Source organism: Arthrobacter sp. AOP36-F1-5 (assembly GCF_058137995.1).
Genome location: NZ_CM176892.1, coordinates 1,180,370 through 1,193,625 on the forward strand (window position 1 = coordinate 1,180,370; position 13,256 = coordinate 1,193,625).

The 13,256-nt window shown below is 66.0% G+C and carries 16 protein-coding genes; 7 read left to right on the plus strand and 9 right to left on the minus strand.

Annotated elements, in window-relative coordinates:
• Positions 1–12: 12 nt before the first annotated feature.
• The gene (gene dapD, locus AC3ZI9_RS05440; protein WP_444566293.1) at positions 13–984 is read right to left on the minus strand and encodes a 2,3,4,5-tetrahydropyridine-2,6-dicarboxylate N-succinyltransferase; all 972 of its coding nucleotides are present in this window, start codon (positions 982–984) and stop codon (positions 13–15) included.
• Between the two features lie 132 nt (positions 985–1,116).
• Here dapD and dapE point away from each other — a divergent pair, with 132 nt between their 5' ends.
• Entirely contained in the window at positions 1,117–2,145 is a 1,029-nt protein-coding gene (gene dapE, locus AC3ZI9_RS05445; protein WP_489924021.1) for a succinyl-diaminopimelate desuccinylase, read from the plus strand.
• Between the two features lie 118 nt (positions 2,146–2,263).
• Here the strand turns inward: dapE and AC3ZI9_RS05450 are convergent, their stop codons facing one another.
• The 4 genes from AC3ZI9_RS05450 to AC3ZI9_RS05465 form a co-directional block, all read right to left on the minus strand.
• A complete protein-coding gene (locus AC3ZI9_RS05450; protein WP_444555285.1) occupies positions 2,264–3,175 on the minus strand; it encodes an amino acid ABC transporter permease in 912 nt (303 codons plus the stop codon).
• On the minus strand, positions 3,172–3,849 hold the full coding sequence (locus AC3ZI9_RS05455; protein ID WP_444555286.1) for an amino acid ABC transporter permease: 678 nt from the start codon (positions 3,847–3,849) through the stop codon (positions 3,172–3,174). Before AC3ZI9_RS05455 ends, AC3ZI9_RS05450 begins: the two co-directional genes overlap by 4 nt.
• Before the next feature lie 126 nt (positions 3,850–3,975).
• Positions 3,976–4,812 (minus strand): glutamate ABC transporter substrate-binding protein, encoded by an 837-nt coding sequence (locus tag AC3ZI9_RS05460; protein WP_444555287.1) that lies wholly within the window; start codon positions 4,810–4,812, stop codon positions 3,976–3,978.
• A 73-nt stretch (positions 4,813–4,885) separates the two neighbouring features.
• Positions 4,886–5,665, minus strand: coding sequence for an amino acid ABC transporter ATP-binding protein (locus AC3ZI9_RS05465; RefSeq protein WP_444555288.1), 780 nt, complete (start codon positions 5,663–5,665; stop codon positions 4,886–4,888).
• Between the two features lie 122 nt (positions 5,666–5,787).
• Between AC3ZI9_RS05465 and AC3ZI9_RS05470 the strand changes: the two genes are divergently transcribed.
• From AC3ZI9_RS05470 to AC3ZI9_RS05480, 3 genes are all read left to right on the plus strand, one after another.
• Complete coding sequence (locus tag AC3ZI9_RS05470; protein ID WP_444555289.1) at positions 5,788–6,573, plus strand: LOG family protein; 786 nt, start codon at positions 5,788–5,790, stop codon at positions 6,571–6,573.
• 2 nt (positions 6,574–6,575) lie between these two features.
• Complete coding sequence (locus AC3ZI9_RS05475) at positions 6,576–6,920, plus strand: DivIVA domain-containing protein (protein WP_444555290.1); 345 nt, start codon at positions 6,576–6,578, stop codon at positions 6,918–6,920.
• A 104-nt stretch (positions 6,921–7,024) separates the two neighbouring features.
• Positions 7,025–7,192, plus strand: coding sequence for a DUF3117 domain-containing protein (locus tag AC3ZI9_RS05480; protein WP_086999611.1), 168 nt, complete (start codon positions 7,025–7,027; stop codon positions 7,190–7,192).
• 101 nt (positions 7,193–7,293) lie between these two features.
• Here AC3ZI9_RS05480 and AC3ZI9_RS05485 read toward each other — a convergent pair whose 3' ends face one another.
• The gene (locus AC3ZI9_RS05485; RefSeq protein WP_444555291.1) at positions 7,294–7,929 is read right to left on the minus strand and encodes an O-methyltransferase; all 636 of its coding nucleotides are present in this window, start codon (positions 7,927–7,929) and stop codon (positions 7,294–7,296) included.
• A gap of 140 nt (positions 7,930–8,069) precedes the next feature.
• Between AC3ZI9_RS05485 and sigE the strand changes: the two genes are divergently transcribed.
• The 3 genes from sigE to AC3ZI9_RS05500 all read left to right on the plus strand — a co-directional run bounded on the left by sigE (position 8,070) and on the right by AC3ZI9_RS05500 (position 10,124).
• Positions 8,070–8,687, plus strand: coding sequence for an RNA polymerase sigma factor SigE (sigE, locus tag AC3ZI9_RS05490; RefSeq protein WP_444555314.1), 618 nt, complete (start codon positions 8,070–8,072; stop codon positions 8,685–8,687).
• A gap of 2 nt (positions 8,688–8,689) precedes the next feature.
• The gene (locus tag AC3ZI9_RS05495; protein WP_444555292.1) at positions 8,690–9,637 is read left to right on the plus strand and encodes a zf-HC2 domain-containing protein; all 948 of its coding nucleotides are present in this window, start codon (positions 8,690–8,692) and stop codon (positions 9,635–9,637) included.
• Positions 9,638–9,728: 91 nt separating this feature from the next.
• On the plus strand, positions 9,729–10,124 hold the full coding sequence (locus AC3ZI9_RS05500; protein WP_489923945.1) for a sec-independent translocase: 396 nt from the start codon (positions 9,729–9,731) through the stop codon (positions 10,122–10,124).
• Positions 10,125–10,170: 46 nt separating this feature from the next.
• Here the strand turns inward: AC3ZI9_RS05500 and AC3ZI9_RS05505 are convergent, their stop codons facing one another.
• From AC3ZI9_RS05505 to AC3ZI9_RS05515, 3 genes are read right to left on the minus strand one after another with little or no spacing between them, the layout of a single operon-like run.
• Positions 10,171–11,292 (minus strand): Mrp/NBP35 family ATP-binding protein, encoded by a 1,122-nt coding sequence (locus tag AC3ZI9_RS05505; protein WP_444566302.1) that lies wholly within the window; start codon positions 11,290–11,292, stop codon positions 10,171–10,173.
• A 16-nt stretch (positions 11,293–11,308) separates the two neighbouring features.
• Positions 11,309–11,953, minus strand: coding sequence for a DUF1003 domain-containing protein (locus AC3ZI9_RS05510; protein ID WP_444555295.1), 645 nt, complete (start codon positions 11,951–11,953; stop codon positions 11,309–11,311).
• On the minus strand, positions 11,946–13,238 hold the full coding sequence (locus AC3ZI9_RS05515) for a magnesium transporter MgtE N-terminal domain-containing protein (protein WP_444555296.1): 1,293 nt from the start codon (positions 13,236–13,238) through the stop codon (positions 11,946–11,948). The genes AC3ZI9_RS05510 and AC3ZI9_RS05515 overlap by 8 nt, the downstream gene beginning before the upstream one ends.
• Positions 13,239–13,256 lie beyond the last annotated feature (18 nt).

Genomic DNA, 13,256 nt, shown 5'->3' on the forward strand with positions numbered 1-13,256 from the left:
TTGTCCGAAAGGTCAGTTGGCATGGAGCGCGGAATTCAATTCCACGCTCTGGCCTTCACGGGCCAGGACTTCAACGGCACCGCTGGTGGAGTTGCGACGGAACAACAGGTTCGGGACGCCTGAGAGGTCGCGGGCCTTGACGTTCTTGCCATCCAGGAGCACCCGGGTGCCGGCGGTGACGTAGAGGCCGGCTTCGACGACACAGTCATCGCCGATGGAAATCCCGACACCTGAGTTGGCGCCGAGCAGCACGCGCTCACCGATCGTGATGCGCTCCTTGCCGCCACCGGAGAGGGTGCCCATGATGGAGGCCCCGCCGCCGACGTCGGACCCGTTGCCGACCACCACGGAGGCGGAAATGCGGCCCTCGACCATGGAGGATCCCAGGGTTCCGGCGTTGAAGTTCACGAAGCCCTCATGCATGACCGTGGTCCCCTCGGCCAGGTGGGCCCCGAGACGGACACGATCGGCGTCGGCGATCCGCACCCCGGCGGGAAGGACGTAGTCCACCATGCGCGGGAACTTGTCCACGCCCTGCACGATGACCGCCCCGCGGCGACGCAGCCGCAACCGGATGCTCTCGAAGTCCTCCACCGGGCACGGGCCGAAGTTCGTCCAGACGACGTTGGCCAGGAAACCGAAGATCCCGTCCAGGTTGATGCTGTTCGGTGCGACCAGCCGGTGGGAGAGCAGGTGCAGACGCAACCACACATCGGCGGTATCGGCCGGGGCGACGTCGAGGTTGATCTCCAGTTCCACGACCTCCTGCGTGGTTCCACGCTCGGCATCGTCGGTGGCCACGGCGGCCAGCTCCCCGGAGAGCCGGGGGGCCTTTTCCAGGGCGGTCAGGACGGGGGCGGGGAACCAGACATCAAGGACCGTGCCATCGGAGGCGATGGTGGCTAGGCCGGATCCGGAGGCAATGCGTACCGGGGCGGCGGAGTCGTTCAGGGCAGAACCGGGCTGGGCCGTAGTAGAAGTCATGCCACCCATCGTAGCCGGGAGGACAGGCTATAGGCTGGATCCGTGAGTGAACATAACGCCGTGCCTGCCCCCGCAACCTCCCGCACCCCTTTGCCTGATGCCTCCGACGTCGCCTTGCTGACGCAGGCGCTGATGGACATCGAGTCCGTCTCGGGGAACGAAAAGCAGATCGCCGACGCCGTGGAGGACTACCTGCGCGCCCTGGACCATCTCAGTGTCCACCGCGACGGGGACTCCATCGTCGCCCGCACCGATCTGGGCCGCCCCGAGCGGATCGTGTTGGCGGGCCACCTGGATACCGTCCCCTTGCCCACGACCCCCGGTTCCCGCGGAACGGTGCCTGCCCAGTGGGACGGGAACATCCTGTTTGGGCGTGGCGCCACCGACATGAAGGGCGGGGTGGCCGTGCAACTGGCCATCGCCGCGCAACTGGTCGAACCGAATAGGGACATCACCTTCATCTTCTACGACCATGAGGAGGTCGAAGCCTCAAAATCCGGGTTGGGCCGCCTACTGCGAAATTCGCCGGCGCTGCTCGACGCCGATTTCGCGATCCTGCTGGAACCAACGAACGGCACGGTGGAAGGCGGCTGCAACGGCACCACGCGTTTCCTGCTGCGCACCCGGGGCACCGCAGCCCATTCGGCACGCGCCTGGATGGGGCATAACGCCATCCACGATCTGTCGGATGTCTTGACGCGGCTGCAGGCCTATGAACCGGCCACGGTGGATGTGGACGGTTTGGCCTTCCGTGAATCGCTCAATGCCGTGAGGATCACCGGGGGGATTGCGGGAAATGTCATTCCCGATGCCGCCGAAGTCGAGATCAACTACCGTTTCGCCCCCGATAAGGGCATTGCCGAGGCCGAAGCCCTGGTCCGCGGGCTTCTCCAGGGCTACGACATCGAACGAACCGACGGCGCCCCGGGGGCCAGGCCCGGGCTGAACCATCCTGCCGCGGCGGCCTTCGTGGCCACCGTGGGTGCCGAACCGAAGCCGAAGTACGGCTGGACGGACGTCGCCCGGTTCTCCGAATTGGGGATTCCGGCAGTGAATTTCGGTCCGGGCGATGCGTTGCTGGCCCATTCCGACGACGAACATGTCACCGGTCAGGCGATCCGTGACTGCCATGCCGCCCTGCACCGGTGGCTGAGCGACTGATCCGACGATGGGGCGCATCCTACGCTCCCGTGGACGAGGAACGGCCCCGGACCCCCATGGAGGGGTCCGGGGCCGTTCGCCGTCCAGCACCACGAGCCGGGAGCGGCCCGCAGCCGGGCTAGCGGTTCTGGTTTCTTCCGCCGGCCCCACCACCGGGCTCGACGTCGTCGAGTCCGGCCGGGGCCCCCACGAGTGCCCGGGCACCCGGCTTGGTCTTCGTTTCGCCACGGCTGGAGAGCCGGCGCGAGACGATCGTGGCCAGCTTGGAGAGGGCGAAGTTGATGATGATGAACACCGCGGCCACGACGATCAGGGCCTGGAGCACGTTGCCGTTGGGCGAGGAATAGGTCCTCCCGTAGAACAGCAGTTCGTTGAAACTGATGATGTAGCCCAGCGCCGAGTCCTTCAGGATCACCACGAATTGGCTGATCAAAGCCGGGAGCATGGCCACCAGCGCCTGCGGGATCTCCACGGCGCGTAGGCACTGCCCGGTGGTCAGGCCGATTGCGGTGCCGGCTTCACGCTGGCCCTTGGGCAGGTTGCGGACCCCGGAGCGGATCAGCTCGGCGACCACGGAGCCGTTGTAGAACACCAGGGCGGCGACCACGGCCCACATGGCACTGTCGGAGCTGATCTGCAGGTTGCGCGAGAAGAAGATGTTGAAGAACACGATCATCAGCAGCACGGGCACGGAGCGGAAGAACTCGACGATGATCGAGCAGAACACGTTGATCAGCTTGTTCTTCGAGAGGCGCCCGATGCCGAAGATCAGGCCGAAGACCACCGAACCGACGATGGCGAGGGCTGCAGCCTTCAGCGTGTTGGCCAGGCCTGGAAGCAGATAGTCCACCCAGGTGTTGGCCTCGAGGAAATCATCCCATTTACCGGGGGCCATCTGGCCCTTGGCCGCGAGACCGGAAATGGTCCACCACAAGACCGCGACGATGACCACGGCACCCAGGATGTTGATGAGGATGATGTTCCGCCGCGCCTTGGGCCCGGGCGTGTCGAACAGTACGGAAGCACTCATTGGGACACCGCCAGTTTCTTGGAGAGCCAGGTCGTGAGCAGGCCGACCGGGATCACGATGATCACGAAACCGGCGGCGAAGGCCAGGAAGATGGGCAGGACGATATCACCACGGGCGTCGAGGGCGTTTCCCATCGTCGCCGAGGCTTCGACGGAGACGGAGCCCACGGCGGCGACGGTGGAGTTCTTGATCAGGGCGATCAGCACGTTGCCCAACGGGACGATGGCCCCACGGAAGGCCTGCGGCAAGATGATCATGCGGGCCGCGGGCATGAAAGCCAACCCGATGGCGCGGGCTGCTTCGGCCTGGCCCTGCGGAACGGTGTTCACTCCCGAGCGGATGGATTCGCAAACGAAGGCCGCGTGGTAGATGGCCAGCCCCATCACGGCGAGCCGGAAGAAGTTCTGCTGGAACCCCCCGCCCAGATCCAGGCCGAGCTGGCCGTTGAGGGCCAGGACGCCGAACAGGATGATGATCGTCAACGGGGTGTTGCGGATGATGTTGACGTAGGAGGTGCCGATGGCAGCGAAACTAGCCACCGGTGAGATGCGCATCATCGCCAGGATGGTACCGAGCACAGTGGCGCCGATGGCCGCGAAGAACGTGAGTTTGATGTTCACCCACAGCGCGCCGGCGACGTCGAACTCGGTGAAGATTGAAATAAATGTATCCACTGTCTGCCTCTATCTGGATTGCCGCGTGGGGCGGCACCGTGGGCGGGCTACCGGGTGGGGCAGCGGTGCCCCACCCGGTATGGGGGGATGGTCCGGCAGGAGCCGGTGGGACATCCCCGGGAACTGCTAGGAGCAGTGATCCGGCGTCGGTGGGTTCACCTTGGCATTGGGCTCGTAGCCGGTGCCTTCGGTGTTCGCATCCAGCGACTTCTTCCAGTCGCCGGAATCGATCATCTTGGCGATCGCCTTGTTGATGTCCTCGCACTGATCGGATCCCTTCGGGAGACCGATGCCGTAGATCTCCTCGCTGAAGGGCTTGCCCACGAGTTCGAACTTGCCCTGGTACGCCGGCTGGGCGGCCAGCCCGGCGAGGATGATGTCATCGGTGGTCACCGCGTCGATCGTTCCGCCTTCCATCTGGGTCACGCACTCCGCGTAGCCCGGAAGTTCCTGGAGGTTCACCTTCTTGGCGTACTTATCCTTCACCTTGCGGGCCGAGGTCGAACCGGTGACGGAGCACAGGTTCTTGCCATTGAGGTCCTCGGGGGAGGTGATGCCGCTGTCCTTCTTCACCAGCAGGTCCTGGCCGGCAATGAAGTACGGCCCGGCGAAGTCAACGACCTTCTCGCGATCGTCGGTGATGGAGTAGGTGGCGACGATCATGTCGACCTGGTTGTTCTGCAACATGGTTTCGCGGTTCGCCGACGGTGCCGAGACGAAGTCGATGTCGCCCTCGTCATAGCCCAACTCGTTGGCGACGTACTTGGCGACATCGACATCGAAGCCCTTGTAGTCGTCGCCGTCCTTGAACCCGAGGCCCGGCTGGTCGAACTTGATGCCGATCTTGACCTTGTCGCCGTCTCCGCCGCCTCCGCCGTCGTCGCCCGATCCGCCACCGCATGCGGTCAGGGTCAGGGCCGCAGCGGCGGCCATCGCGGCCATCGCGTAATGGGTCTTGCGCATGTGCTTCTCCTTGTGTTGTGACCGGGGTAGTGATGCCCGGTCGCGAGTGATCCGGTCCCCGTGGGGGGCCGGGCTAGTGGTTGGTGATGAGCTTTCCGAGGAAGTCCTTCGCCCGGTCGCTCTGCGGGTTGGTGAAGAACTCCGTGGGGGTCGCTTGCTCGACGATCTGTCCATCGGCCATGAAGACCACCCGATCGGCTGCCTTGCGGGCGAAGCCCATCTCGTGGGTCACCACGATCATCGTCATCCCCTCCTTGGCCAGGGCGACCATGGTGTCCAGGACCTCCTGGATCATCTCGGGGTCCAGCGCGGAGGTGGGCTCGTCGAAGAGCATGACCTTCGGACGCATCGCCAGGGCCCGGGCAATCGCCACCCGCTGCTGCTGCCCACCCGAGAGCTGGGCCGGTAGCTTGTCCCTCTGGTTGGCCACCCCGACGCGTTCGAGCAGTGCCATCGCCTGTTTGACGGCTTCGGCCTTCTTCACCCCCCTGACCTTGATCGGTCCCATGGTGACGTTCTCAAGGATCGACTTATGCGCGAAGAGGTTGAAGGACTGGAAGACCATGCCGACGTCGGCGCGGAGCTGGGCCAGGGTCCTTCCCTCTTCGGGAAGCTTCTTGCCATCGATGTAGATGGCCCCGTCGTCAATGGTCTCGAGCCGGTTGATGGTGCGGCAGAGCGTGGACTTGCCGGAACCGGAGGGACCCAGGACGACCACGACCTCGCCGCGCGCGACGTCGAGGTCGATGTCCTGCAGGACGTGGAGGGGGCCATAATGCTTATTGACCTGGTCGAGCTTGACGACCGGGGTGCTCGAGGAGGCCCCGGTGCCGCTGCGGGATGAATTGCTCATGCCATGACAGTAGCCGATGTAACGCAGCACACCATGGGTAGTTGGCACCTTGGTGACCGAATCTTTACAAAGTCCGGTCCACCTCGCCTGCCATCCCTTGTCGACGACGATAGGCTGAACCCATGCCAGACTCTTCAAACCCACGTCAGACGATCAATGCACTGCGGGAAATTGCCCGCCGAAAAGGCGCTGTGGTCCTGCGACGGGACCAGGCCAACGTCGACCAGTCCGACCGGATGCTGCTTGAATCCAGGTCGTCGGGCGAGGACTTCACCCATACCGACCCCTGGCGCGTATTGCGGATCCAAAGTGAGTTCGTCGAGGGGTTCGGCACCCTGGCCAAACTCGGCCCGGCCATCAGCGTCTTCGGCTCGGCGCGCACACCCCACGACTCGGAGCGCTACCAGCAGGGGGTGGATGCGGGACGACTCCTGGGTGAAGCCGGATTCGCCGTGATCACCGGGGGCGGCCCCGGGGCCATGGAGGCCGCGAATAAGGGGGCCTGCGAAGCCGGCGCCGTCTCCGTCGGGCTCGGGATCGAATTGCCGTTCGAGACCGGAATGAACGAATGGGTCGATCTGGGGGTGAACTTCAGGTACTTCTTCGTCCGCAAGACCATGTTCGTCAAATACTCGCAGGGCTTCGTGGTCCTCCCCGGCGGCTTCGGGACCCTCGATGAGCTCTTCGAGGCGCTCACCCTGGTCCAGACGCAGAAGGTCACCAGCTTCCCGATCGTGCTGGTCGGCAGCGCCTATTGGGGCCCGCTGGTCGATTGGCTGCGTGACACCGTCGCGGAGGAGGGCGCCATTGCCGCCTCGGACCTGGACCTCATCCATGTGACCGACGACGTGGAGGACGCGGTCCGCCAGGTCACCGGCGGCGCACGGCCGACGGCAGGCAAGGCCTAGCGATGCAATACCTCCTGGTGTTCGTCGGCGTCCTGCTCATCGGAGTGGTGGTCTTCTTCGCGGTGGGGACCCGGCGTCGGGTGCCGGGATCCTCTCCGACCCCGACCGACGGGATCCTGGGGCTGGCCGAACCGGTCCCGTCGCTGCCCCCGGTGCTGCTTCCGGCGCATCCTGGGCCGGAGGACATCGCCCGCATGCGGCTGGGGGTGGGGCTGCGCGGGTACCGCTGCGACCAGGTCGACGAGGTCATCGGGGTGCTCACCGAGGAAATCGGGCGACTCAATGACGAACTCGATGCGACACGGCAGGGACCTGTGATTAGCGCCACGGAGAAATCTCCTGAATAATATGAAATGCAGGTTGAACAAGACGCGGTGGTGTTTGCCATCCTCGTCAGCGACGATCCGCGGGCCCGGTGGGACCGTGACATGCAGGAAGGAAGTCAGCATTAATGGCTGCGATGAAACCGCGTACCGGGGATGGCCCCATGGAGGTTACCAAGGAGGGTCGTAGCCTCATCATGCGGGTTCCGATTGATGGCGGAGGACGCCTGGTGGTGGAACTGAACGCCGAGGAGGCTGCCGAGTTGAAGGCCTGCCTCGTGGGTGTCACGGAGTAGTTCCCCCCCCGATTCTTCACACAGAAAGGCAGGAACGGCATTCGCCGTGTTCCTGCCTTTTTGCCTACCCGGGCCCCGGGCGAGGCCGCGCGAAGCGCGGATCAGCCGGCCCGGACCGCCAGGAGCAGGCCGCTGCCGGTGGGGACGGTGCTGACCACCAGATTCTCATTATCGCGTAGCATGCGTCCGACGTTCCGGGCCGCGACGGTGCTGCGGTCCCGGACGGCCGGCTGGGGCACCCGGTCCCCGTCGAGTGCGTCGTTGATGATGAGCATTCCACCGGTACGCAACAGACGGACCCCGTGCTCGGCGTATTCCATCAGGTTCTGCTTATCGGCGTCGATGAACACCAGGTCGTAGGCGCCGTCGGTCAGACGGGGGAGCACGTCGCGGGCCCGTCCTCCGATGGTGCGGGTGCGGTTGGCCGGGATGCCGGCATCCAGATAGGCCTGACGTGCTGCATTGAGATGGTCGACGTCGATGTCGATCGTGGTGAACACCGCCTGCGGGGAGAGCCCGCGCAGCAGGCTCAGGCCGGAGATCCCGGCCCCGGCGCCGACCTCGACGACGGTGCGGGCCTTCGAGTTCGCGGCCAGGACCTGCAACAACGAGGCGATGCCCGGACCCACGGGATCCACGCCCAGTTCATAGGCGCGTTCCCGGGCTCGGGTGATCACGTCGTCCTCGACGGGCAGTGCTTCGGTATAGGACCAGCTACTGTGCTTGTCGGAGCTCATGGGGTGCGAAGTTCCTCGGTTCGTGGTTGTGCGGTGGGGGCCGGTGGGCCCCGCACCATCCTAGCGCCGCCGCGGTGGCGGCATATGCCCAGAGCTTGTTCAGCCTGCTCACAGGATGATCGGGAAGAATTGACACCGTGATTGTCAAAGGAAGCAAAGAAGACGGAGCCCTCTCCCCGCAGGCCGAGCAGGAGCTGGGCGTTCCGTCCTGGGACGAAATCGTCCAGAACCACTCCTCCAAGGTCTTCCGGCTGGCCTACCGTCTGACGGGCAACCGGTTCGATGCCGAGGACCTGACCCAGGAGACGTTCGTGCGGGTCTTCCGCTCGCTGCACAACTTCACCCCGGGGACGATTGACGGATGGCTCCACCGGATCACCACCAACCTCTTCCTCGATCAGGCCCGCCGCCGCAACCGCATCCGTTTCGACGCCCTCGCCGAGGATTCCGAAACGCGCCTGCCCGGAGCGGACCCGGGCCCGGAGCGGACCTTCGAATTCAACAACCTCGACGTCGACATCCACCTGGCCCTCGATGAGCTGGCCCCCGAATTCCGCGCCGCCGTCGTGCTGTGCGATCTGGAGGGGCTGTCCTACGAGGAAGTGGCCGAAACCCTTGGCATCAAACTGGGGACCGTCCGTTCACGCATCCACCGGGGCCGTTCGCAACTGCGGGTCAAGCTGGCCCACCGGGCCCCCAAACCCACCGCAACCCAGAACCGACCAAAGGTGGGGCCCGCGGTATCCGAGGCGCGCTGACGATGCATCGACACGGTAAACGCATCGACGGCTATCTCGACGGGGAACTCAACGACCGCCAGCGGGCGGCGCTGGAACACCACGTCGGGCGGTGTGCCGACTGCCGGCTGAGGCTCGAGGACCGCCGCAGGCTCAAACGCCGACTCCAGTCATTGGGCAGCACGGCCGGGGAGGCCACACCCGACGACGCGCTCATGGGACGTCTACGCCAGGGACCCTGGTCCATGGGGACCCCGACGGCGTTCGCCGAGGCCTCGCTGGATGCCGATGGGCACAGTTCCCGTCTGCGCTCCCTGGCCCCGGGGCTGGCGGCGACGGCCATGGCCGCGATGCTGACCGCCGTGGTCTGTGCCGCATGGGTGCTCGGCGGAACCGTCCAGGATGCCACCGATGGCCATGGGCCGTTGGCTGGCGCTTGGTCGGGCACGGGAACCGAATTGAGTCGTTCCGATCTCGGGACCCTGCGGGCCGCCGGCTGGAATTGCCCCACCATGTCCCCGGCCGGGTTGGAACTGGTCCGGGCCACCGGCAGCCGGACCGGGGGAATCGATCAGGTGACGCTGGAATTCACCGGTGACCAGGGCGAGGTGGTGCTGACCGAGTCACGGACCCGGGATGCCGGACTACTCAAATCATCCTTGTTCCAGCCGACCACCGCGCCGGAACAGCCCCGGACCCACGCCATCGGCGCGCAAGAATCCCAATTGCAGAGCATCGACGGCGAAGCCGTTTCCGTGGCCGCCGTTGACGGCGGGATGGAACTGGATATGCGCGATGCCACCTATTCGCTGCGCTCCTCGCTGGATGGTCCGGGCACCGACGCGGTGAAGCATCGGATCGTGGCCACCGAACATGCCCGGCTGGCCCCGCACGCGGAGGGGACCGACGGGATGTTGGCCCGGCTCGGGCGCGGGATGTCACGCTTGCTGGTCCTGGATACGGATTACTGATGTCCAGGCAGGAGCCGTCCCGGGGGCGAGGACAACGCCGGGCGGGGTCGTGGAGTTCGGGGCAGCGGCGCCGAGCGGGTAATCTCTAGACGTGTTCGGAATTAACGGTGGCGAGTTCCTGATTCTCGTGGTGTTGGCGGTCTTCGTGCTGGGCCCTGACAAACTCCCGGTCTATGCGCAGCAATTGGCGCGCCTGGTGAAGGAAGTGCGCAAGATGGCCACCGGCGCCAAGGAACAGCTCCGGGAGGAGGTCGGCGACGAGATCGCCGACATGGACTGGCGCAAGCTCGACCCCCGGCAATACGACCCCCGCAAGATCATCAAGGACGCACTCCTTGATGACGCCGACGACGTCGTGGCTGCCGCCCGGGAACCGTCGCCCGCCGCCGGTCGCCAGAAGGCCCTGGGCGCCTCCGGGCCGGAGCGGACCGGAGGCCAGGCCCTCCAGGCCAACGAGCCGGCTCCCTTCGACCTCGAGGCCACCTGAACCCAGCGGTGGGGCCACCGCCTCCTGCCGGGGCCGTGGAGGGCTTTCAGCCCTCGCGCGGGGTGACGTCCAGCTTCATCCCCGAGAGACCTCGGGGCCGGTGCGTCAGTTTCCGGGCGATGGCCGTGATTTCGCCGGCCGCGGCGGACTCCGGTTCGGCCACCACGATGGGGATCCCGGCATCGGCCGACTCGCGCAGGCGCTGATCCAGCGGCACCTCGCCCAGCAAGGGGACCTCCGTGTCCAAGGAGGTCGCCAGCCGTTGGGCCAGCAGTTCCCCTCCGCCGGAGCCGAAGGGGTGCACGCGGGTTCCGTCGGGTAGTTCGAACCACGACATGTTCTCCACCACCCCGATGACCTGCTGCCCGGTCTGGCTCGCCAGTGCCCCGGCGCGTTCGGCGATCGACGCCGCCGACGCCTGGGGGGTGGTGGTCACCAGGATCGAGGACCCGGGCAGCAGCTGCCCGACGGAAATCGCCACGTCCCCGGTGCCCGGCGGCAGATCGAGCAGCAGGACGTCCAGATCACCGAAGTGGACATCGGTGAGGAACTGTTCCAGGGCGCGGTGGAGCATGGGCCCGCGCCAGATGACCGGCTGGTTGCCCTCGATGAACATGCCGATGGAGATGACCTTGACCCCGTGGGCGACCGGGGGCAGGATCATTTCGTCCATCCGGGTCGGTGCCTGGGTGATTCCCATCAGCCCGGGGACCGAAAAACCGTGGACATCGGCGTCGATGATGCCCACCCGCAGTCCGTCGGCCGCCATGGCGCAGGCCAGGTTCACGGTCAGGCTCGATTTGCCGACCCCGCCCTTGCCGCTGGCCACGGCGATGACCCGGGTCAACGAGCCCGGCTCGCTGAACGGGATGACATGGCGTTTCAACCCGGTCTTCAATGCCCCGCGCTGTTCGGGGGACATCACCCCCAATTCGACTTGTGCCTCGGTGATCCCCGGCACCGAGCGGACCGCCGCGGCGGTGTCCTCCATGATCGTCTGGCGCAACGGGCAGCCGGAGATGGTCAGCAGGACGCGCACGTGGGCGGTGCCGTCCTCGTCGACCCGGATGGAATCGACCATGCCGAGTTCGGTGATCGGCCGGCGGAGTTCGGGGTCCTGGACCTCGGCAAGGGCCTCGTGGACGGCCGTGGCCAGGGGGCCTGTGATATCGGGTTCGGTCAAACTACTCGGTCTTCCCTTCGGTGTTGTTCCCGGTCCCGCCCGTGGTCGGGCGGCCGGGCCGTGCTGCCCGCACCCGCGGCAGCGTGGTGGTCGCCTCGGAGACCTTCTCCTTGCGTTTGGGTGCCTTCCCGCGCAGCCGGATGTCGTCCCCGTCGTTGGATTCGACGAGCTCCTCCAAGGCGGAACGCAGCTCGCTGCGCACATAGTCGCGGGTGGCTACATCCCGCAGCGCGATCCGCAGTGCGGCGAGCTCGCGGGTGAGGTATTCGGTGTCGTAGAGGTTGCGTTCGGCCCGGTTGCGGTCCTCCGTCAGCGAGACCTTGTCCCGGTCGTCCTGGCGGTTCTGGGCCAGGAGCAGCAGCGGAGCCGCATAGGAGGCCTGCAACGAGAGCATCAGTGTCAGGGCGGTGAATCCCAAGGCCGCCGAGTCGAAACGCAGCGAGTCCGGCCCCCAGGTGTTCCAGGCCAGCCAGACGATGCAGAAGATCGACATGTAGACCAGGAAGGCCGGGGTGCCCATGAAGCGGGCAAAGCCCTCGGTGGCCTTGCCGAACGCATCCGGGTTCGGTGAAACGCGGGGCCAGAGCCGGGACCTGGCCCCGAGCGGGGTGTCCAGTCCCGAACCGTTCTTATGTGGTTCAACCATGGTTGCCTGCTCCCGTCGACTGGATCTTCCCGTCATGGATGCGCCAGTCCTCGGGGAGGATGTGGTCCAGCACGTCATCGACGGTGACCGCCCCGACCAACCGGCCCTCCCGGTTCACCACCGGCATCGAGGTGAGGTTGTAGGCGGCCAGCATCCGGGAGACCTCACTGACGTCGGTGGTGTCGAGCACCGGCTCGAGATCGTTGTCCAGGATGTTGCCCACCGGTTCCGGCGGGGGATGGCGCAACAGCGCCTGGATGTGGACCATACCCAGATATCTCCCGGTCGGGGTCTCCAAGGGCGGACGGCAGACATAGACGCTCGAGGCCAGTGCCTGGCTGATCTCCTCCCGGCGGACATTGGCCAGGGCTTCGGCGACCGTCGCCTCGGGCGGCAGGACGATCGGCACCGGGGTCATCATCGAGCCGGCGGTGTTTTCCTCGTATTCGAGCAGGCGACGGACGTCGTCGGCGTCCTCGGGTTCCATCAACTGCAGCAACGCCTCCTGCTGGACCTCCTCCAGTTCGTGGAGCAGGTCGGCGGCATCGTCGGGGTCCATCTCCTCCAGGACGACGGCGGCTCGATCCATGTCGAGGAAGGACAGGATCTGGACCTGCTCCTCGTCGGGCAGTTCCTGCAGGACATCGGCCAGGCGGTCATCCTGGAGTTCGGTGGCCACTTCAAGGCGGCGTTTGGTGCTCATTTCATGCAGGGCCTCGGCGAAGTCGGCCGGTTTGAGTTCCTCGTGGGCCGCCACGAACTGGGTGGCCGCCTGGGGATCGTCCCGGTTGCCGTGGACGATCTCGTTCCAGGACACCAGCACGCGGTGTCCGCGTGAGAGCCGACGCAGGGGGCGGAACCCGCCGGCCGGATCCGCGCCGCGCCGGACGTAGTAGTCCGAGAGGGCCCAATCGCCATTGCGTAGCTTCTGTAGTCCGATGTCTTCCACGGTGGCCTCCCCGGAACCGTCGGTGAAGGCGACGACCCGGTCGAAGAGTTCGGCGACCACCAGGGTCTCGGCACCGCGCTGCTGGAAGCGGCGCAGATTGACCAGCCCCGAACAGATGATCTGGCTGGCCTCCATGGCCTGCACGCGCGTCATCGGGACGAACACCCGTTTCTTGCCCGGCACCTCGACGACCAGGCCGACGCCCAGCACCTGTTTGCGCGGACCACGATCGAGCACCACGACATCACGCAGCCGGCCCAGACGATCCCCCAGGGGGTCGAAGACATCGAGGCCGAGCAAGCGGGCAATGAATACCTTGTTCGATGAGCTGCTCACCCTCCCTAGGCTACCGGC